The organism is Streptomyces sp. NPDC093149 (assembly GCF_044754145.1).
In the GTDB taxonomy this organism is placed as follows: Bacteria; Actinomycetota; Actinomycetes; order Streptomycetales; family Streptomycetaceae; genus Streptomyces.
In genome coordinates this window covers 51,252-70,787 of record NZ_JBIVON010000008.1, presented here as the reverse complement: position 1 = coordinate 70,787, position 19,536 = coordinate 51,252, and the positions used below count along the sequence as shown (strand labels likewise).

18 protein-coding genes and 2 pseudogenes are annotated in these 19,536 nt (G+C 67.9%); 18 read left to right on the top strand and 2 right to left on the bottom strand.

Annotated features, from left to right (window positions below; all coding sequences use genetic code 11):
- Positions 1-141: 141 nt before the first annotated feature.
- The 3 genes and pseudogenes from ACIQCZ_RS23985 to ACIQCZ_RS23975 all read left to right on the top strand — a co-directional run.
- Positions 142-234: pseudogene (locus ACIQCZ_RS23985) on the top strand (IS5/IS1182 family transposase); the annotation flags it as partial.
- Between the two features lie 199 nt (positions 235-433).
- Positions 434-562: a cittilin family RiPP precursor gene (locus tag ACIQCZ_RS23980; protein WP_402285051.1), complete on the top strand. Its 129-nt coding sequence runs from the start codon at positions 434-436 to the stop codon at positions 560-562.
- Between the two features lie 74 nt (positions 563-636).
- Positions 637-1,953, top strand: a complete 1,317-nt coding sequence (locus ACIQCZ_RS23975; RefSeq protein WP_402284732.1) for a cytochrome P450 — start codon at positions 637-639, stop codon at positions 1,951-1,953.
- A gap of 716 nt (positions 1,954-2,669) precedes the next feature.
- Here ACIQCZ_RS23975 and ACIQCZ_RS23970 read toward each other — a convergent pair.
- Entirely contained in the window at positions 2,670-2,798 is a 129-nt protein-coding gene (locus ACIQCZ_RS23970) for a hypothetical protein (protein WP_402284731.1), read from the bottom strand.
- A 257-nt stretch (positions 2,799-3,055) separates the two neighbouring features.
- On the opposite strand from ACIQCZ_RS23970, the gene ACIQCZ_RS23965 reads away from it, so the two are divergent.
- The 6 genes and pseudogenes from ACIQCZ_RS23965 (at position 3,056) to ACIQCZ_RS23940 (ending at position 8,250) form a co-directional block, all read left to right on the top strand.
- Complete coding sequence (locus ACIQCZ_RS23965) at positions 3,056-4,327, top strand: acyl-CoA dehydrogenase family protein (protein ID WP_402284730.1); 1,272 nt, start codon at positions 3,056-3,058, stop codon at positions 4,325-4,327.
- Positions 4,328-4,348: 21 nt separating this feature from the next.
- A complete protein-coding gene (locus ACIQCZ_RS23960; RefSeq protein ID WP_402284729.1) occupies positions 4,349-5,566 on the top strand; it encodes a CaiB/BaiF CoA transferase family protein in 1,218 nt (405 codons plus the stop codon).
- Between the two features lie 99 nt (positions 5,567-5,665).
- Positions 5,666-5,836, top strand: a pseudogene (locus ACIQCZ_RS23955) (enoyl-CoA hydratase); the annotation flags it as partial.
- 103 nt (positions 5,837-5,939) lie between these two features.
- Entirely contained in the window at positions 5,940-6,446 is a 507-nt protein-coding gene (locus ACIQCZ_RS23950) for an enoyl-CoA hydratase-related protein (RefSeq protein WP_402284728.1), read from the top strand.
- Positions 6,447-6,547: 101 nt separating this feature from the next.
- On the top strand, positions 6,548-7,303 hold the full coding sequence (locus ACIQCZ_RS23945) for an acetoacetate decarboxylase (protein ID WP_402285049.1): 756 nt from the start codon (positions 6,548-6,550) through the stop codon (positions 7,301-7,303).
- Positions 7,300-8,250, top strand: coding sequence for a 3-hydroxyacyl-CoA dehydrogenase NAD-binding domain-containing protein (locus tag ACIQCZ_RS23940; RefSeq protein WP_402284727.1), 951 nt, complete (start codon positions 7,300-7,302; stop codon positions 8,248-8,250). Before ACIQCZ_RS23945 ends, ACIQCZ_RS23940 begins: the two co-directional genes overlap by 4 nt.
- A gap of 56 nt (positions 8,251-8,306) precedes the next feature.
- Here the strand turns inward: ACIQCZ_RS23940 and ACIQCZ_RS23935 are convergent, their stop codons facing one another.
- Entirely contained in the window at positions 8,307-9,563 is a 1,257-nt protein-coding gene (locus ACIQCZ_RS23935) for a PucR family transcriptional regulator (RefSeq protein ID WP_402284726.1), read from the bottom strand.
- A gap of 313 nt (positions 9,564-9,876) precedes the next feature.
- Here ACIQCZ_RS23935 and ACIQCZ_RS23930 point away from each other — a divergent pair, with 313 nt between their 5' ends.
- The 9 genes from ACIQCZ_RS23930 to ACIQCZ_RS23890 all read left to right on the top strand — a co-directional run bounded on the left by ACIQCZ_RS23930 (position 9,877) and on the right by ACIQCZ_RS23890 (position 19,449).
- Positions 9,877-11,019, top strand: a complete 1,143-nt coding sequence (locus tag ACIQCZ_RS23930; RefSeq protein WP_402284725.1) for a serine hydrolase domain-containing protein — start codon at positions 9,877-9,879, stop codon at positions 11,017-11,019.
- 83 nt (positions 11,020-11,102) lie between these two features.
- On the top strand, positions 11,103-11,564 hold the full coding sequence (locus ACIQCZ_RS23925) for a transposase (RefSeq protein ID WP_402284724.1): 462 nt from the start codon (positions 11,103-11,105) through the stop codon (positions 11,562-11,564).
- A gap of 415 nt (positions 11,565-11,979) precedes the next feature.
- Positions 11,980-12,723 (top strand): SDR family NAD(P)-dependent oxidoreductase, encoded by a 744-nt coding sequence (locus ACIQCZ_RS23920; protein ID WP_402284723.1) that lies wholly within the window; start codon positions 11,980-11,982, stop codon positions 12,721-12,723.
- A gap of 148 nt (positions 12,724-12,871) precedes the next feature.
- Positions 12,872-13,678 (top strand): MerR family transcriptional regulator, encoded by an 807-nt coding sequence (locus ACIQCZ_RS23915; protein ID WP_402284722.1) that lies wholly within the window; start codon positions 12,872-12,874, stop codon positions 13,676-13,678.
- Complete coding sequence (locus ACIQCZ_RS23910) at positions 13,675-14,694, top strand: BtrH N-terminal domain-containing protein (RefSeq protein ID WP_402284721.1); 1,020 nt, start codon at positions 13,675-13,677, stop codon at positions 14,692-14,694. The genes ACIQCZ_RS23915 and ACIQCZ_RS23910 overlap by 4 nt, the downstream gene beginning before the upstream one ends.
- A 500-nt stretch (positions 14,695-15,194) precedes the next feature.
- Positions 15,195-15,599: a nuclear transport factor 2 family protein gene (locus tag ACIQCZ_RS23905; RefSeq protein WP_402284720.1), complete on the top strand. Its 405-nt coding sequence runs from the start codon at positions 15,195-15,197 to the stop codon at positions 15,597-15,599.
- 643 nt (positions 15,600-16,242) lie between these two features.
- Complete coding sequence (locus ACIQCZ_RS23900) at positions 16,243-16,662, top strand: hypothetical protein (protein ID WP_402284719.1); 420 nt, start codon at positions 16,243-16,245, stop codon at positions 16,660-16,662.
- Positions 16,663-17,453: 791 nt separating this feature from the next.
- Positions 17,454-18,533: a MerR family transcriptional regulator gene (locus ACIQCZ_RS23895; RefSeq protein ID WP_402284718.1), complete on the top strand. Its 1,080-nt coding sequence runs from the start codon at positions 17,454-17,456 to the stop codon at positions 18,531-18,533.
- Positions 18,534-18,921: 388 nt separating this feature from the next.
- Positions 18,922-19,449, top strand: a complete 528-nt coding sequence (locus ACIQCZ_RS23890) for a GNAT family N-acetyltransferase (RefSeq protein ID WP_402284717.1) — start codon at positions 18,922-18,924, stop codon at positions 19,447-19,449.
- Positions 19,450-19,536: the final 87 nt, after the last annotated feature.

The following is a 19,536-nucleotide window of genomic DNA, read 5'->3' as shown; positions in this document are numbered from 1 at the left end:
AATGAGTGCCGACGGCGCCCCCGCCGTCACCCGCACCGACCGTCCCACCCGCACCACCGCACCGAAACGGAAGCAGCGATGGCCAGGAACGCGCTGGCCCCGACCCCACGGGGGTTACGTCGTGACAACGAGAACCAGGACAGCTGGTGCCTCCTGCGGAAGCTCCGCTGCAGCACCAACCGAATCACCGATGTCGTAAAGGCCTTCGTCGTCCTTCACTACGCGTCAGTGTGAGATTGGAAAGGGCTCACCGTCTCGTCCTTCTGGGCCTCGCCGAGACCCTGAGCTGCTACAAGAGCCACACCAAACGCACGACCTGAGACATCATCTTGGCTCTGACCGCAAGATAGGGCGTAATAAGCTTCCTTGTCCCCATATCAGAAACGTGCCTCTTGACGTGTGTCAGTCAACGCCAATACCGTTTCGGCCGTTGATGCTCTACCGGGATCTGAGTGTATTCATCGGGAGGTGTATCTCTATGCGTAAGCTCGTGCTCACCGGAGCCCTGTTCATGCGGCTCACTCGCAAGGACCGGCTGACCGCCCCGTACCTGTATTACTGATCGGCGCGGAAAGTAGCTGCCGGGGTGTACGAGCGCCGCTCGCACACCCCGGTAATCCTGGAAGGCGGGGCGGGGTGTCAGAGAAAATGCTGATGGACATACCGGGACCGGCAGGCGACCGCGTACTCGGAAATCTTCAAGAATTCAGCACCGATCCACTCCGGTTTCTCACCGCATGCGCGAAGGAGTACGGGGACGTCGTCCGCATCAGTCCGCGGAACGTCCTCCTCGCGGGCCCTGAGCACGTCGAGCGCATGCTCGTCGACCGCAACGCCGACTTCGTCAAGCAGGGCCCCGAGACCCGGCGTGCGGGACGAAGGCAGAGCCTGCCGCTGTCCACCATGAGTGCTGACGGGGAGGACTGGAAGGCCAAGCGTCGACGCATCCAGCCGGCCTTCGGCCGGGAACTGTCCGCGACGGCCGCCGCCGCCATGCGCGGGCAGGGCGAGCGGATGCTGGAGCAGTGGCGTCCGGGCCAGGTGCGGGACCTGCAGCAGGATGTGTCAGTGGTGACCCTGCGCCTGGTCACGGCTCTGATGTTCGGCGAGGAGTACACCGAATCGGAGGTCGCCGAAGTCGCCGGGATGGTAGCTCCGATCATGGAACTCTCCGCCTCACCGGTGGTGCTCCCCGAGTGGCTTCCCACCCGTCGCAAGCTGCAGATCCGCCGCAACCTCCGTCGGGTCGAACAGACTCTTGCCCGAGTCGCCGCTTCGGGCCGCGCGGCCGACCCGGAAGCCGCGCCCGTGCTGCACGCACTGCTCCACGGCACGCCGACGCCCACGCCGGCCGAGGTGAACGACGAACTGGCAACCCTGCTCATGGCCGGATACGAGACCACGAATGACGCCGTGGTGTGGGCCAGTGTTCTGCTCGCCCGAAATCCGGAAGCGGCGGAGCGCGTGTACCGCGAATCGGAGAAGGCGCTCGCCGGGAATGCCACCGGGATGGCGCTGCTGGGCGAACTGCCGTACACCGACGCAGTTCTGCGGGAAAGCCTTCGGTTGTACTCACCGGTCTGGATGACCAGCCGGGACGCCCGTATCGATGTGAAGTTCTCGGACTACGTTATTCCGGCCGGCACCACGGTCACGGTGAGTCAGTGGGTGAACCACCGCGACCCGCGGTATTGGAAGCAGGCCGGGGAATTCCGCCCAGAACGCTGGCTGGGGAAGGAGCCGACGGAAGTTCCACGCGGCTCCTACTTCCCCTTCGGACTCGGCCCGCGCACGTGCTTCGGTGCATCCCTCGCAGCGGTCGAGGCAGTCAGCCTGCTGGCCGCTGTCTGGTCCCGCTTCCGCCTCCGCCTCGCGACCCCGGAATCCGTCCGCCCTCGTCCAGCCCTCGCTCTGCAACCGCTGGACGCACGCTTCAGGGTAGAGGCATGGTGATCGACGAGGATCTCCAAGGCGAAGCGGGCCGCGCCGCCGAGTCCTGACAGGCCGAGCAAGCGCGTCCCGTGGCAAGGAGAGGCCGAACCGGGGCCTCTCGGCGCCTTCCACCCACGCCAGCATTGTGGAGAGCGGCGCCGCCCAGGGCGACGTCGTGCACCTGAGCGATGCGACGAGCGACGGCGAGCAGAACGCCGTGGTGTCGCCCGACGGGCGCGGCGTCTGGTTCACGTACACGATCCTTGTCGACAAGCAGAGGATCGGTTTCCGGCCCGTTGAGGGGGGCCACCCCTTGCGGGACGAGGGGCCGGCGACCGGGCACGGCCCGTCCCTGACCGTCTCGGGTAACGGCCCGGTGCACGATGGCGAGCGGGATCCCGGCGTCATGCGGCTTCGCCTCCGGCGTTGTCGCCGGTCGACGACGCTCCGCGTCGCCTCCCTCCTCCGCTCGGATCCGAAGCCGTATTGCGCCGCTCGCCGATCCGCTCTCCGTCGTGCACCAGGCCGTAAGGGCTCGCAGAAAAACAACACGCCGATTTCAGGATCTGCTCGAGCCTTGGTGATGGCAGACGCCGACCTGCAGCGATGTCCCGAGCGATAAGGAGTGAGGCCCCTGGACCTACTTGAGACACATCCCTGTGACCTGCGGGTTCAGCGTCCGATATCACAAGGACAGGTCCCAGCAACGAAATCGGCGTGTTGTTTTTCTGCGAGCCCTAAGCCCCCGCGCCGTCCAGGCCGACACGGTCGGCGTCGCATGGGACGGCGGCCGTCCTGGCGCGGTCGATCACGGGCAGCGCGAACCGTACCCCGATCGATTCGCGGTTGAGCAGGTACGGCGCCACGGCGTGCTTGATGGGTCCGAGCCGATCTTCGGCGGCAGTCGCCCGACCACTTCCTCCGGCGTGATCATGTTGATTCCTCGTACCTCAAGGGTGCCGCGCGGCGAGGGCGGGCCGTTTGGCGCACCCGCACGAACTTCGTCGCGAAGATGGTGCTTTGCGCCCAGTGGCTGCTTGGCCGCGGACTTCTAGCGTCGTGTGCAGAGAAGCGTCGTGTGCAGAGAAGGGAACTCATCTCCGGAGACCGGAAGGAGCCGGACATGAACGCAACACGCGGCACCGCGCCCGGGCCGGGGCCGAACATCCCGGAAGGGGACGGGCATCCGGTGGTGGAGCCGCCTGTGCTGGGTGGGCCCGAGGAATCCGACTACTACCTGCTCGGGGATCTGCTGACGGACGAGCAGCAGGCTCTTCGCCATCGGGTCCGCGACTTCATGGACCGGGAGGTCGACCCGATCATCAATCCGTACTGGGAGCGGGCGGAGTTCCCTCACGAACTGGTCCCCAAGCTGGCGCAGCTGGGTATCGCGGGTTTCCAGGTCTCCGGTGACGGCTGTCCGGGGATGAGCAATGTGACGGCCGGCGTGGTGATCCTGGAGCTGGCCCGCGGGGATCTGAGTGTCTCCACCTTCATGGGCGTGCACTCCGCACTGGCAATGACCTCGATCGGGCTGCTGGGATCGGAGGAGCAGAAGCAGCGTTTCCTGCCGCCGATGGCGCGCCTGGAGAAGATCGGCGCCTTCGGCCTGACCGAGCCCGCGCACGGCACGGACGTGGTCAAGCTGGAGACGACCGTGCGCCGGGACGGTGACTCCTACGTGCTCAACGGCCACAAGCGGTGGATCGGCAACGCCACGTTCGCCGACTACGTGATCATCTGGGCCCGGGGAGAGGACGGGCACGTCGGCGGCTATGTGGTGGAAAAGGGTACGCCGGGGTTCGATGCCCAGGTGATCACGGGCAAGACGGCTCTGCGATGCGTGCAGAACGCACAGATCTCGCTCACCGACGTCCGGGTGCCCGCAGAGAACCGGCTGGCCGGAGGCCACACCTTCCGCGACACCGAGAAGGTCCTGCTGGCCTCCCGCTTCTGCGTGGCCTGGGAGTCGGTGGGAGCGGCCATCGCGGGGTACGAGACCGCCTTGGCCTACGCCAAGCAGCGGCATCAGTTCGGGATGCCGCTGGCGTCCTTCCAACTCGTCCAGTACCGGCTGGCGCGGATGCTGGCGGATATCACCGACATGGTGTGCATGCAGTACCGGCTCAGCCAGCTCATGGACGAGGGCAAGTTCTCGATGCCGCGGGTGGCCCTGGCCAAGATGCACTACACCGAACGCGCCCGGGCCATCCTCGCCGACGCCCGCGACATGCTCGGCGGCAACGGGATCGTGCTCGACTACCACGTGGCCCGGCACCTGTGCGACATCGAGGCCATCGACACCTACGAGGGCACGGACACGGTGCAGGCGCTGATCGTCGGCCGGGACATCACCGGATACAACGCCTTCGTCCCGGTGGCCGCGGGCCGCTGACCAGTGAGGAAGGGAGCAGCCATGGACAACGTGCCCCTGCTGGAGGGACTGCACGTCGTCGATCTCGCCAGCTTCATCGCCGCTCCGGCGGCGGCCACCATGCTCGGTGACTTCGGTGCCGACGTCGTCAAGGTGGAACCACCACACGCCGGCGACACCTACCGCGCGCTCAGCCGTGTACCACCGAATCCGCAGGTCGATGGGGTCAACTACCCCTGGCAGTTGGACAATCGCAACAAGCGCAGCATCGCCCTGAACCTGAAGTCGCCCGGTGCCCGGCCGGTGCTCGAGCGGCTGGTGGCCTGGACCGACGTGCTGGTGACCAACTTCCCACCGCGGACGCGCGCGAAGCTGGGCCTGGAGTACGACGACCTGGCCCCGCTCAATCCGCGCCTGATCTACGCCGACGTCACCGGCTTCGGCGAGGCGGGTCCGGACGCGCACCTGCCCGGCTTCGACGTGACGGCGTACTGGGCGCGCAGCGGCCTGATGGACGTCACACGCCAGCGCGACGCGCCGCCGGCGATGAACATCTTCGGATCGGGCGACCATGCGACCGCGGTCACCCTGTTCGCCGGGATCATGACCGCGCTGTACCGGCGGGAGAAGACCGGCCAGGGCGCACGGGTCACGGCGTCGCTGCTGGCCGAAGGAGTGTGGGCGGCCGGCATGTGGTTGCAGGCCATCCTGGTCGGCGCGAAGAACCCCCGCCCGGTCGACCGGATCCATCCGCCGAACGCGCTGGCGAACATGTACCGCACGGCGGACGACCGCTGGGTACTGCTCGCCTTCGCCAACGAGGACAAGCAGGTCCCGCTGTTCCTGAAGGCCATCGGCCACCCCGAGGCGGCGGAGAACCCACGCTACGCAGACACCGCGAGCCGCCGCGCCAACTCCGCCGAGATCGTCGCCTTGTTGGACAAGACCTTCGCGAGTCGTCCCCTGGCCGAGTGGCGCGAGCTGCTCGACGCCGCGGGCCTCACCTACGGAGTCGTCCAGACACTCGAGGAGTGCGCCCGCGACCCCCAGCTCGTCGCCAACCGGATCGTCGTACCGATCGAGGACGGCAGCTCCGAGCCGCCCCTGACCGTCGACAGCCCTGTACGGCTGGACCAGGAGCGGAAGGTGCCCCCGCGTCCGGCCCCGGACCTCGGCGAACACACCGAATCCGTGCTGCGTGACCTGGGCTTCGACGCCGCCGGGATCGAGGACCTGCGCAAGGCGGGGGCAATCGTTTGAAGCCCCGGCCCGGGGGACGTCGCGAAACCAGGACCACGCCACCGGGGCGCATACCACCGTGAGGGCGGGACAGGGGCGGGGGAGAAGGGAACTCTCACCATGACCGACGCCGCTGACACTCCGACAGTGCGCACCGAGGAATTCGACGGCACGCTGGTGATCACCATCGACCGGCCGCAGGCACGCAACGCCATCGACGGTGCCGCCGCCCGGGCACTGGCTGCCGCCCTGGACCAGCTCGACGCCCGCGACGACCTCCTGGTCGGCATCCTCACAGGTGCGGGCGGAACTTTCAGTGCCGGCATGGACCTCAAGGCGTTCGCCGCCGGGGACACCCCTATCATCGCCGGCCGGGGCTTCGCAGGTATCACCCGTGCCCAGATCACCACCCCCCCTCATCGCCGCCGTCGAAGGCTACGCGCTGGGCGGCGGCACCGAGATGGCACTCTCGTGCGACATGGTCGTGGCCGCCCGCGACGCCACCTTCGGCCAGACCGAGGTCCACTACGGACTCGTCCCGCCCGAAGGAGGCCTGATCCGACTGCCGGAACGTATCCCCCGCAACATCGCCCTGGAACTCCTGCTCACCGGCGATCCCCTGCCCGCCGAACGCGCCGAGCGGCTCGGCCTGGTCAACCACCTCACCGAACCCGGCCAGGCACTCGACCGGGCCCTGGCCCTCGCCACCCGTATCGCCCGCAACGCCCCTCTGGCGGTGGCAGCCGTCAAACGCTGCATCGACCAGCGGACGTCCTACCGCGACCAGGATGCCTTCCAGGAGCAGGACCGGATCGTCGCGCCCGTCCTGGCGTCCCAGGACGCCGAGGAAGGCGCCCGCGCCTTCGCGGAGAAGCGGTCACCGCACTGGCAGCGCCGCTGATCCCCGGCCCCGTCGAGGCGGCCCGCCGCACCCTGGGCGCACCAGGGTCCGGCCACCCGACGCAGCCATCCCACCACGCCCACAAGACCCCAGGCCACACCATGCGCACCCAAGACGTGACCCAACAGCTCACCACCCCGCTGGACGCTCCCGCCTACCCCCGGGGCCCGTACCGCTTCACCGACCGGGAGTACTTCACCATCGTCTACCGCACCGACCAGCGAGCGCTGGAACGCCTCATCCCCGAGCCGCTGCGGGTCGCCGAGCCGACCGTGCGCTTCGAAATCATGAGAATGCCCGACACCACCGGCCTGGGCGACTACACCGAGTCGGGCCAAGTGCTCTCCGTGGACTACGAGGGCGAGCGCGGTGAGTACGTCCTGGCGATGTACGTGGACAACCTGCCGGCCATCGCCAGCGGCCGCGAGATCAGTGCCTACCCGAAGAAACTCGGCGCCCCGAGGCTGACCGTCGACGCCGACACCCTGGTCGGCACCCTTGACTACGGCTCCCTGCGCGTCGCCACCGCCACCATGGGCTACAAGCACGCCCCGCTCGACGCCGACCGGGCACGACAAGAGATCTGCCGTCCCACCTTCATGCTGAAGATCCTCCCCGGATACACCGGCCGGCCGCGCATCTGCGAACTGGTCCGCTTCCAGATCAACGACATCACCGTGAAGGGCGCCTGGACCGGCCCCGCCCGGCTGCAGCTCTTCCAGCACGCCCTGGCGCCGCTGGCGGACCTTCCCGTCCACAAGGTCCTCTCGGCCGGCCACGTCCTGACCGACCTCACCCTGCCGCCTCCCGAGCCCGTCCACGACTACCTCATGGCAGCACACCAGGAGTCATCATGAACGGTACTTCCCCCGCCAGCGACGGCACCATGGACGGCTTCCACCACGTCACCGTCATCGGCGCCGGGGTCATCGGAGCATCGTGGACCGCCCTGTTCCTCGCCAGGGGCCTGACCGTCACCGTCAACGACCCGCTCCCCGACGTGGCCCGACGCACGCGCGACCAACTGCGGCAGGCCGTCCCGGCGCTACGGGCGATCGGCCTGCGCACCGCCGGCCTCGACCGCGGTCTGCGCTTCGAAGCCGACATCGGCAAGGCGGTCGCGGACGCGGACGTGGTCCAGGAGAACGGCCCGGAGCGCCTGGACTTCAAGCAGAACCTCTTCGCCCGGATCGAGCAGGCCACGGGCCCGGATACCCTGCTGCTCAGCTCCACCTCCGGCATTCGCGCCACCGCGATGGCCCAGGCGATGAAGCAACCGGGACGGCTCGTCATCGGCCATCCGTTCAATCCGCCGCACCTTGTGCCGCTGGTCGAGGTCGTTCCGGGCGAACAGACCGATCCGGACACGGTGCGGCGCGCCGTCGCCTTCTACACGGCACTCGGCAAGAAGCCGCAGGTGCTGCGCAAGGAGGTGCCCGGATTCGTCGCCAACCGGCTGCAGGCCGCGTTCTTCCGCGAGGCGGTCGACCTCGTCGTCCACGGCGTGGTGACCGAACAGGAACTCGACGATGTCGTCACCTCCTCCCTCGGTCTGCGCTGGGCCGTCGCCGGCCCCTTCCGCAGCTTCCACCTCGGCGGCGGCCCCGGCGGTCTGCCGCACTTTCTGCAACACCTGGGCCCCGCTCTGGAAGACCTGTGGCGTGATCTCGGCACCCCGACCCTTGACGAGGCGACCGTTGAACTCCTCTCCGGACAAGCCGACTTCGGCGCGACCGTCGAGGAACTGGAGAGCGCGCGGGACGAGGCACAGATCAGGGTCATGCGCGCCCTCGGCGAGGGCTGACGGCTGACCCGGCGGAAGGCTGACCGAGTGCTGCCCGCGAGGGAGCGAGTGCTGTCTCATGAGGAAGTCAGGAGCGTCGAGCCCAGGTACTGGACGGCAAGGAGCGCCACCTCGAGATCGGTCCGCTGTTCCTGCACCGTGTGCCCCATGGCCTCCTCGGCCTTCCGGATGCGGTACTGCACGGTGTTCTTGTGGAGGATCTGCCGACGCGCCGTAGCGGTGTAGCTGCAACCGGTGTCCAGGAAGATCCGCACGGTCTCCCGCGACCGTGCGGCGGGTTCGTCATCGACGGCCAACGGACCGAGAACGCTCCGTACCCAGATCCGCACGTCGTCGATATTCGTACACATCAGGGCAACCGGAGCAACGCGAGAGTAGGCGGTGAACCGAGCCCCCGAACTCGACGCCGTGGCCAGCTCCTGTGCCCGCAAGGCCTGCCGGTGCGTCCAGCGGAATCCCTCGATACCGGACTCCGGACGCCCGGCGCACACGCACATGGACGGATCGCCGGCCTCGACCACACCCCACATCCGTTCATATGAGACCTCACCGTCCGAGCCGAGCGGCAACCAGGCCCAGCACGACTTCTCATCATGAGGGATGGACAACGGCCTTGCGGAACACTTCAGTTCTTCGGCGATGGCACTGGTGATCCGGCCGAGTCGGGCCAACCCTCCACCACCGTGCGTCGGCACGGGCAGCCAGGCCACCAGCCCCAGGTGCACCTGCCCGAGCCGATAGCCAAGTGCCGATTCCGCCCGGTCGACGTCGACCTCCTGCTCGGCAAGAATCTCCCGCACCCGCGCGGCACGCCCTGCCGTCTGGCCCAACAACCAGCGTTCCTGTTCCAACTGGTAGAGCTCGATGACATGCTCGGTCACTCGGTCGATGTAGCCGAAACTCACCGTCAACATGCGCCAGACGGTCGCGGCAAAGAGATCCTCTCCGATCCCCTGACCGTGGAGTTCCTCCAGACACCACTGCAGGAAGCGCCAGTGTCCGATCCGGTAGGACCTGACCAGTGCACTGATGGGAACACTCCGCTGCGCCAGCCTCCTGGCGTACTCCAGAGCCGCCACGGGCCCTTCGACATTGTCCAGGGGTATGTCGTTCTCAAAAACGTGCAGCAGCGTGGCAACATTTTCCGCGACGCTTGCGTGCAAGAGTTTGAGGACGGGCTCGTCTCCCCTGAGCTCCGGGATTTCCTCAAGCACACAATCCCATATGTCGCGGCTGACCTCCGGGAGGCGTGACCCTACGTTCGTCGCAACCACGGAAAGTGTTTTCCCGACCTCGGGAAACTCCGTGCCCATGCCACAACGCTACCTGGCTGAAGTCGAAACGACGCGGCAGCTCCGCCAGATATGCATGCCTGATGATCCAGCCGTAGTTCGTGATCTTGCTGGTCGGGGCCAGCTGGAGGAAGAAACCTGAGTGTCCTTACGGGGGTAACCCCCAGAACCGCCCTGAGGACAGCGCATCGGCACGTCGGGGGGAGTGCCGGATGGGCCGATCCCTTCATCGCTGGTGGGATGGTCGTCGACCATCGGCTCCGGGGGGCGGAACACCGGGGGCCACAGCCTGGGCGCTGAACGCGCAGGCAACCCGAACAGGACGGGGATCATCATGCGTGTGCCGGGAAGGCGTCGGCGGGACCAGCTTGTCCTGACCAGCCTGGGTGCGGTTCTCTTCGCCACGTCGACCGGGACGGGGGCGGCGAAGCTGCCGCAGGACGATCCGCTCCAGCAGCAGGTGGATGCGGTCCACGACACCGGCGTCGTTGGTGTGTCCGCTGAGGTGACGTCACCGGATACACGTGACATCGCGCGCGCGGGGACGGCCGAGAGGGGCAGCAGGAGGCAGATGCCACTGAACGGCAGATTCCGGATCGGCAGCGCCACCAAGACCTTCACCGCCACGGTCGTGCTGCAACTCGTCGGCGAAGGGCGAATGTCCCTGGAGGACACCGTCGAACAGTGGCTTCCGGGAGTGGTCCAGGGCAACGGCAACGACGGCAGCCAGATCACCGTGCGGCAGCTGCTGCAGCACACCAGCGGCATCCGTGACATCGGCCCGCCGGAGATACCCGCGTTGAAAAGCGCGGGCGGCTATCGAGCCGAGCGGTTCCGCACCTACACCCCCGAGGAGTTGGTGGGGCTGGCGATGCAGCTCCCTCCCAACTTCCCCCCGGACGGCGAACAATGGTCGTATTCCAACACCAACTACATTCTGGCCGCGATGATCACCCAGAAGGTCACCGGCCGGAGTTGGGCGAAGGAGGTGAACGACAGGATCATCCGACCGCTGGGCCTGAGGGGCACCAGTACGCCCGGCACCTTCCCGTTCATCCTGGGCCCGCACGCGCAGGGCTACGCGTTCAGCACCGGCACCGACGTCACGGTGCTCAATTCGAGTATGGCCGTCGGCTCCGGATCGGTCATCAGCACCGCTCACGACCTGAACCGGTTCTACGCCGCGCTGCTCGGCGGTCGTCTGCTGGCTCCGGCGCAACTCGACGAGATGACGAACACCATGGACGCGCCCGAGCTGGGCGTGAGGTATGGACTCGGTCTAGCCGAGATCCCGTTGTCCTGTGGTGGCAGCTACTTCGGCCACCGGGGCGAACTGCTCGGCTATATCACCTGGGGTGGTGCCACCCGAGACGGGACCCGGACCGCCGTGGTGTACGTCAGCAGTGACGGCGGCCGAGACACCCAGCAGGCCATGATCACACTCGTGGACCAGGAACTGTGCCGGACCCGCTCCTAAGGGCTGTCCCGTAACCCCTGGCGGGCGCACGACGACAGCTACGGCACCTCGCCGCGTTGTCGGAACATCCGCATACATCCAGTATGCGGACGTCCCTCCGCCTTGCGATGCACCGCATCCGACGCCGCGCGCTCTACCTGCCCAAGTCCTGGACCGGCAACGAAGAATGCCGCGCACAGGCCGCCGTCCCGGACGAATCCGGGTTCGCGACCAAGCCGCACCTGGCCCAGCAGATGATCGAACGCGCCCTCGACGCCGGAGCCCCTGCCGCATGGGCCGCCGGCGACGAGGTCTACGGAGACAACCCGAAACTTCGCGCCGCTCTGGAAGCACGGCAGCTCGGCTACGTCCTCGCGAACGCCGCGAGGCGTCGTAGCCGTCGTCGCGTGGCCGCCATGGGTTACGGGACAGCCCTTGACTCCGGCACGGGTCTTCGACCATCTCACCCGGTGGCCCGCCAGCTTCTCCGGCGTGGCTGTTCATGTGTCAGCGGCCGGCCTCGTGGCGTACTGGGTGGCCGGCCGGCGTCACCTGTGTGGCGATGAGGGTTGAGGGGATCGTGAAGGCGCGCTGTCCCGGCGACGTGTTCCTGTGGTTGTCCGAGCTGAATGCCTGCTGGCCGGTCGGTCGGGACCTGAGCAGGGGAAGCTGCCGCGATTCATGCCGGTTTCGCGTGGGCAGTCGGGGCCTGGCGTTCAGGCGACACAGCGGCGGGCATGGCGCGAGAGGGCGCTCTGTATCCAGGCGGCCGTCACCGAACGCGCCGCCGCTGCCGGGGCCGAACGGTACGAGGTCGAGAAGACCGTGAAGACGACTGTTCGGCACCCCGGGACGGAGTAGCCGAAGGTGCTGGAGCCTGCGGTGGCAGAGACAGTGGAGGCCAGGAACCAGGGGCCGCGCATCACGGTTCACCCGCCTGTCGGGCGGGCGCTGCCCCGGTCGGCCGAAAGGTGCATCCCAATGTCCACGGAGCGCGCAAATCTCGACCCGCATCCCGTGACCGCCCTGGTCACCGGGGCCACGTCCGGCATCGGCCGGGCGGTTGCCAAGCGGCTGGCCGCCGACGGAATGTCTGTCGTCGTGGTCGGCCGCAACGCCCAGCGCGGTGCCGAGACCGTCGACGAGATCACCACGGCCGGCGGCCACGCCCGATTCGTCGCGGCGGACCTGGAGGACCCGGTCGGCATCGACCGGCTCGCCGCGGAGGTCGGCGAGATCGACGTCCTGGTCAACAACGCAGGACGAGCCGTCTGGGCACCGACCGAGGACATGAAGGTCTCCGACTACGACGCGATGTTCGCCGGCAACGTCCGCGCGCCGTTCTTCCTCGTGGCCGCCTTCGCCCCGGCGATGGCGGCGAAGGGATCGGGCAGCGTGATCAACATCGGCAGCATGGCCGGAAGCCTCGGCTTGGCCAACGGTGCCGCCTACGGCGCGACCAAGGCCGCGCTGGCATCGCTGACGCAGAGCTGGACGGCTGAGTACAGCGGCCGTGGCGTCCGCTTCAACACCGTTGCCCCCGGCCCGGTCTACACCCGCGGCGCGTCCCGCGAGCTGTTCGACGCGATCGCCGAAACCACAGCGATGAAGCGCGTGGCCGAGCCTGCCGAGGTGGCCGAGGTCGTCGCTTTCCTCGCCTCGCCGAAGGCCAGCTACGTCACCGGCGCGACCGTCGCCGTCGACGGCGGCCGCACCGCCATCTGAACCCTGGCTCGCACCAGAAACAGACCTCGATCCCTGATGCGTCGGCAACGGTCGAGCACACGGGTTCACCAGGTGCAACCCCGACAGGAGCCGCAGGAGCGAGAGTGCGGGTGGACTCTCCCACTGTGGGAGGGTCCACCATGATGGCGTGCAAGACGAACTTCTCACCATCGGGCGCTTCGCCCGCCTGTGCCGACTCAGCGTCAAGCAGTTACGTCACTACGACGAGATGGGGCTATTGGCTCCGGCTCGCGTGGAAGCCGGCTCCGGCTACCGCTATTACGCACCTGAACAAGCACGTGATGCCCTGACCATCGCCCTGCTCCGCGAGATGGATCTCCCTCTGGCTGTGATCGCCCAGGCACTGGCTGCCGAGCCTGCGCACAGGGCGCAGATTCTGCGCACCGAGCGGGACCGGGTGGCCGAGCGGATCAGCAGGGACCAGGCACGGCTTGAGATGCTTGACCGGCTGGCGGAGGGTGGCCTGCCCGGCTATGAGGTGACGATGAACAGCGAGCCGGAGCGACGGCTGGCGGTGGTGCGGGCGGTCTGCACCCCTGCGGAGATCGGGGAGAGGGTCGGGGAATGCGTAGGCCGACTGCTGCCCGTGCTCGGCAAGGCGGGAATCGCATGGGAGCCGCCGCTGTGGGGCCTGTACCCACTGGACCTGGAAGAGCGTATGGAGATCGCCGTCGGAGCGCAGACGCCGCAAGGGCAAGGGACAGCCGGCCTGGAATTCGAGGTGCTGCCCGGTGGACTTGTCGCCGAGACCGTGCACATCGGGTCCTACGCCCAGCTTCCCCTGGCCTACAACGCTCTCTTCGCCGCCGTCCACGAGCGCGGACTGCGCCCGCAGGCGCCCGTACGTGAGGCCTATCTCGTCGGACCGGCAGAGGCACCGCAAGAAGAACTGATGACCCGGCTGATCATCCCCGTCCAGGAGGGCATGGCATGACGACGGTACTGGACATCGACGCCCACGGTGGGCAGCACTGCGAGACGACGGCTCTGGGGGTGCTGCTGCGGCACCAAGGACTCGATCTGTCCGAGGCCATGCTCTTCGGCCTCGGCTCCGGCCTGTCCTTCATCTACTGGGACAGCAAGAACATGGGCTTCCCCTTTCTCGGGGGACGGGTCAAGCCGTTCGACCTCACCAGAAACCTGGCCACCGGACTCAAGGTGGAGCTCGTGGTCCAGGAGACCACCTCGCCCCGCAGGGCGTGGGAGAACGTGGTGGCTCCCATCGACGCAGGTCACCCCGTCGGGCTGCAACTCGACAGCTACCACCTGGACTACTTCGGCTCGAAGGTGCACTTCGGCGGTCATGTCGTCGCCATGTACGGCTACGACGAACACGACGCCTACCTGGTGGACACCGACCAGCAAGGCGGAGCGGTGTCCACCAGCCTGACCAGCCTCGCCCAGGCCAGGGCCGCGCGTGGCCCGATGACCGCCAGACACCGGTCCTTCACCCTCACCGCTCCGAGGAACCTGCCCTCCCCACAGGGCCGGATCATTCCCGCCGTCACCGCCTGTGCCGACGCCTTCCTCGACCCGCCCATCGCCAACCTCGGCCACCGAGGCATCGAGAAGGCCGGCAAGCTGGTACGCACCTGGCTCCGGCGCACCGACAACCCGGAGCGGGACCTGCCGCAGGCTGCCCGCCTGATGGAGAAGGCCGGCACCGGCGGCGCCCTGTTCCGTAACCTCTACCGAGACTTCCTCGCCGAATGCACCCACCTGCTCGACAGCAGCCACCTGCGCACCGGCCACGCGCTGTACACAGAGGCAGCCACCCTGTGGACAGAAGCCGCAGCACTGATCACAAAAGCCGGCGAATCGGGCGATGCGCAATGCCTCGTACAGGCAGGCACCATCATCTGCGATCTTTCACGAGTGGAGCGCGAGGCCATGCAGGCGCTGCGCCGCCTGGGGAGTGATACCCCAAGCGCCATCCAGCCCGGACAGTGAGCGTCCTCCATCTTCGGTCCGCGCTGACCGGATACACACAGAGGGCGGTCCGGACGATGTCCGTGATCCGGACACACACGCGAAGCCTCTGGAAGAGACGGATTCCTTGGTCGAGCACCCGTATTCCAGGTGCTTCACCCCTGTGCCGAGCCAACAGGCAAGCTACCGAATCAGGTGGGCAAACCTCTTTGGCCACGGGGCCGGCACATGCGAAGTCTTGAAATCATGGGGAAGCCGGTGGTTCTGACCGATCTGCTGCTGCGCCCGTGGTGTCGACCGCTGAGCCGCCCCCGAGCACCTGGGTGACGAAGTCGAGGAAAGCCCCCGTGTCGTCGGCGACGACGCACGGTGCAGCGTTCGCGCAAAAAGCCGAGTCGCTGCGTTGGGGTCTACGCTTTCACCGTTGCCCATTACGTTCAACGGCCCGGCTTCCGGAGTGGGAGCCTCGGAGCGTTCCCGGATCCCGGATCGCTCCGGTCGTCTGCAGAAGGGACAATGCGATGGATCCTGATACGCGGACCAGGGCCGCACTTGAGGAACACTGGCAGGCATCGGAACGTGGGGACACCGAAGCCGAGCACGCCATCTATGCTGCGGACGCGATTCTCGACTACCCCCAGTCAGGTGAAAGATTCCGGGGCCGAACGGCGATTTCGGCGCAACGTGGCGGGCACCCCGCCAGTCGCCACTTCACCGTCCACCGGATCGTCGGCAGTGGGGAGCTGTGGGTGAGCGAGTGTGTCATCACGTACGACGGGGTGCCCACCTGCTCAGTGAGCATCATGGAATTCACCGACGGGCATGTGGTGCACGAGACGCAGTACTTCGCGGACGCTTTCGGTGCGCCTGAATGGCGGACAGCACTCGCGGAGCCGATGCCGGGCAGGAAGATCGCGAGGGCCTGACCCAGGGCCAAAGGGCTGTGCCGTAACTGGTCCCGGTCCTCCGCACCGAATGCCCCACAGTTCAGCGAGAAGCTCCGCGACGTGATCGGGCTGTATCTGGCTCCGCCCGAGCATGCGCGGATGCTCTGCGCGGGGGAGGAGCCCGGGAAGGCATGGGTGCCCTGCCGGCACAGTTCCGCACCCGGTTGATCGCAAACCCGGCTGCGTAACAGCCCTTCGACCGGACGTCGTTGGCATGGACTTTCCCCGAGGTGTGCCTGAACACGTGCCGCTGACGACCCGCCGGGAGCCCGGCGGGTCGTCGCGTTCTCCGTCAGCAACGGTCACGGAAGGCGTGCGCGAAGGAGACGGGGGTGACGTGGTGGTACCGGCCTTCCAGGTGTGGCCCTCGAAGCGGGCCGGGCCCAGGGCCTGCTTCATCCCGCGGTAGTCGTGCTCCATGCGTCGATGTGGCTTCGCGGCAACGCCGAGCTGCTCCTGGCGTCATCGCCCTCGGGCTCGCTCGGCTGTTACAAGACAGCGACACATACCCGATGAACGTCTGCCCCCGCTGCGCCGTCGTTTCTAGTGACTACGCCAATCGGCACGTAGGTGCCCTATGGCGCGAAAGGCTGTTCTCATCATAGAAAGGGGCAGAACTGTGATGGTCTCGAAGCGGCGCTCCCTGCGCACAGCTGTCGTCGGTGTCCTCGGCGCGGCCTCCCTCGCCCTCGCGGGTACCGCGACGGCAGCAACCCCGGCAGCACACAACGCAACTCCGGTCGCCGTCGCCCAGAAGGCCGTGCCCGCCGGGCCCGGCATCACGGCCAAGCCGTCGGTGTCCTCCGTCCGCGCCTGGCAGCTGTTCCGGGTCACGGGCCGGACCACCGGCCTCAAGGCGGGCAGCAAGGTGACCCTTCAGCAGAAGCAGCACGGCAAGTGGGTCAGCCTGCCCGCGTCCACGAGCATCTCGCGGGACGGCTCCTACTCGCTCGGCGTCAAACTCGGACTGAAGGGCAAGAACGACCTGCGTATCGTCAGCGGCGCCACGGCCTCGCCGGTCTTCAACGTGACGGTCCGCTGAGAACCGCTCCCACCGCGGCAGAGATGCGTTGCCGGCACCGGGGTTGTCTCGTCTGCCCCGGTGCCCGCACCGGGCGGGGCGCCGGAGACATCGCCGACGCCCCGCTGAGTCATCGGTTCCGACCCGCGCATGTGGGGTGGGATCGCAGGGAGTGGTCCTGTACGGTCCGCTGGCCACCGGCTCGTGCGCGCACGCTGCCATGCGTCCGCGGTCACTGTTGCAGGGTCTTTGTGGGTGAAGTCCGCGCAGGGATGTGACGAGGCCCTTCCCCTGATGGGGGAAGGGCCTCGCGAGCGAGCGCTGGGCAGGCCTTGCACCTGCATTTCCCCGCAGGAAGCGGGGCGTCTTTCCTTGGACCACCAACGCAGCGTCAGTCGCCGTGAGTTGCGGCGGACTTCCAAGATCAATCATAGCGCATGCGGGCGTCAGCAGGCCCTTGCCGTCACGGAGGCGGTTGAGCGGCAGACCTGCCTGCCCCGCCGAGGCCGAGGATCGCGCTGTCCCGGGCCGCTGGGAAGGCGACCTCGTGACGGGCGTGCGTTCCTCAACCCAGCGCGGCGCGTGGGCGGCCGAACGCCTCCTGAACGCTCCGAGAGGCACACCCGTACCCACCGCCCAGCGGGGCATCGAGGCCCGACGACGGACCGGTGTCCTCGGCTGATCACGCGCTCCCCGAACGAGTGGGAGACCATCGGACGGGACCGAGCAGAGCCGTTGGTTGACCTTCACCTTGGGGGAGCCCACAGCATCAGTGAGGCCGGGCGACGTGCCTGGCATGAGGAGGAACGAGCATGGGGCTGCTGACCATCGGGACGTTCGCGAAGGCGTCCCGGCTGTCGCCGAAGGCGCTGCGTCTTTACGACGAGCTCGGTCTGTTGACCCCCGCTCGCGTCGACGCGGTGACCGGCTACCGCCTCTACGCACCGGAGCAACTGGACCAGGCCCGACTGGTCGCCTGGCTCCGACGCCTGGGGATGCCTCTCGCCCGGATCCAGCAGGTCTGCACGCTGGAGGCAGGCCAGGCGTCCCAGGAGATCCGCGCGTTCTGGGCCCAGGTCGAAGCCGACACCGCCGCACGGCGGGACCTCGCCACCTTCCTCATCGACCATCTGTCCCGGAAGGACCCTGCCATGTCCCCTGCCGCCACGCCCCTCGAAATCCGTTACGCCGCCCTGTCCGACACAGGCCTTGTCCGCAGGAGCAACCAGGACACCGCCTACGCCGGGCCCCGCCTGCTCGCTGTCGCCGACGGCTACGGCAGCCAGGGAGCCCCCGCGAGCGCAGCCGCCGTCGACGCACTCAAGCACCTCGAAACCGGCAGTATCCCGGCGGGCGATCTCCTCAACGTCCTTGAAGACGCGATCGAACAGGCCAAGCAGGCCGTCCACGGCGTCGCCGGGGGCGGTTCCTCCCCCGAGAAGGCCGGCACGACACTCACCGCGATGTTCTGGACCGGATCGCAGCTGGCCCTCGTCCACATCGGCGATTCCCGCGCCTACCTCCTGCGCGACGGAGAGCTGTTCCAGATCACCCACGACCACACCATGGTGCAGTCGATGGTCGACGAAGGGCGCCTCAGCCCGGAAGAAGCCGCCTCCCACCCCCAGCGGTCGCTGCTGATACGAGCTCTGAACCAAGGAGCCGACGCCGTTGCCGACATGCGCCTCCACGACGCACAGCAGGAAGACCGATACCTGCTCTGCTCCGACGGTCTGTCCACCGTCGTGTCGACCGGGGAGATCCGCCGCGTGCTCTCAGAGACCGGTGAGCCCGAGCAGGCGGTCCGCGAACTCATCGCCCTCGCCAACGGCTCCGGCGGCCCCGACAACGTCAGCTGTGTGGTCGCCGACGTCATGGAGCTTCAGCAGTAGGAGCGAGCGACATGCACCGGATCCGCTCTCAGCAACTCATCCGCGAGGCAGACAAGTACCGGATCGCCCAACAAGTCGGACGGCCCGAACCGGCTCCCCGAGCCATGGCAGCCAGTACGTTGCGGCAGGCTCCACGGCGCCTGCCGGCCCGGCTGCGCGGGTGAACCATCAGGCTGCCCACGGTTGAGCGGGACATCGACCGCCAACTCGTCCCGCTCAACCGTAGGCACAGGTCACCGCCCCACCCTGCCCGAAGATGTCCGAGACAGGACAGCCACAGTCGGCAAGCAATTACCCGACTGTGGCTGGAGGGAGGGCAGTGGGCGGCCGCGGCGTCCCTCGTTCGGTCGGTGGACGCAGCATCGAGCACACGTGCGAGGATCGCGCCGTGAACGATCTGCACTTCCGCCTCGCCGACGAAGCCGACCTCGCCACTCTCGTCCGCCTGCGCGACGACGCTGCCCGCTGGATGATCGCCCAGGGCAATACCGGCCAGTGGCAGCCCGGTGAGCTGGACGAGGACCACTTCCGCCGGATCATGGCGACCGGCGAGGTCTGGCTCGCCGAGGCCGAGGGGCGCACGGCCGGGGCCTGGGAACTGTGGTGGGCTGACGAGGAGGCCTGGGGACCGCAGCCGCCGGTGGCCGGCTATGTGCACCGGCTGATGGTGGACCGCAGCACTGCCCGGCCGGGAACGGGGCGGCTGCTGCTGCGAGCTGCGGAGCACCGCGTGGCCGCTGCGGGGCGGGAGTACGTACGTCTGGACTGCCTGGCCGGCAACGTGCGCCTGAACACGTACTACTCGGACGACGGCTACCGGCTCGTCGGCCACAAGACGGGCAAGCCGCAGCCGGGCGGTGCACCCAAGTCGTTCGCGCTCCTTGAGAAGACCCTGCGGGGCGGCCACCAGGGCTGAGCAACCTCGGCCAGGACTGCGAGCCCGCTGAGGACGTCGAAGGCGGACCGGAGCCGCTGGTCGGGATCGGGGTGGGCGGCAAGGCGG

Coding starts and splice junctions, on each gene's coding strand:
- ACIQCZ_RS23980 (WP_402285051.1), top strand. CDS start 434: ATGCTCTACCGGGATCTGAGTGTATTCATCGGGAGGTGTATCTCTATG.
- ACIQCZ_RS23965 (WP_402284730.1), top strand. CDS start 3,056: ATGAACGCAACACGCGGCACCGCGCCCGGGCCGGGGCCGAACATCCCG.
- ACIQCZ_RS23960 (WP_402284729.1), top strand. CDS start 4,349: ATGGACAACGTGCCCCTGCTGGAGGGACTGCACGTCGTCGATCTCGCC.
- ACIQCZ_RS23945 (WP_402285049.1), top strand. CDS start 6,548: ATGCGCACCCAAGACGTGACCCAACAGCTCACCACCCCGCTGGACGCT.
- ACIQCZ_RS23940 (WP_402284727.1), top strand. CDS start 7,300: ATGAACGGTACTTCCCCCGCCAGCGACGGCACCATGGACGGCTTCCAC.
- ACIQCZ_RS23935 (WP_402284726.1), bottom strand. CDS start 9,563: ATGGGCACGGAGTTTCCCGAGGTCGGGAAAACACTTTCCGTGGTTGCG.
- ACIQCZ_RS23930 (WP_402284725.1), top strand. CDS start 9,877: ATGCGTGTGCCGGGAAGGCGTCGGCGGGACCAGCTTGTCCTGACCAGC.
- ACIQCZ_RS23925 (WP_402284724.1), top strand. CDS start 11,103: ATGCGGACGTCCCTCCGCCTTGCGATGCACCGCATCCGACGCCGCGCG.
- ACIQCZ_RS23920 (WP_402284723.1), top strand. CDS start 11,980: ATGTCCACGGAGCGCGCAAATCTCGACCCGCATCCCGTGACCGCCCTG.
- ACIQCZ_RS23910 (WP_402284721.1), top strand. CDS start 13,675: ATGACGACGGTACTGGACATCGACGCCCACGGTGGGCAGCACTGCGAG.
- ACIQCZ_RS23905 (WP_402284720.1), top strand. CDS start 15,195: ATGGATCCTGATACGCGGACCAGGGCCGCACTTGAGGAACACTGGCAG.
- ACIQCZ_RS23900 (WP_402284719.1), top strand. CDS start 16,243: ATGGTCTCGAAGCGGCGCTCCCTGCGCACAGCTGTCGTCGGTGTCCTC.
- ACIQCZ_RS23895 (WP_402284718.1), top strand. CDS start 17,454: ATGGGGCTGCTGACCATCGGGACGTTCGCGAAGGCGTCCCGGCTGTCG.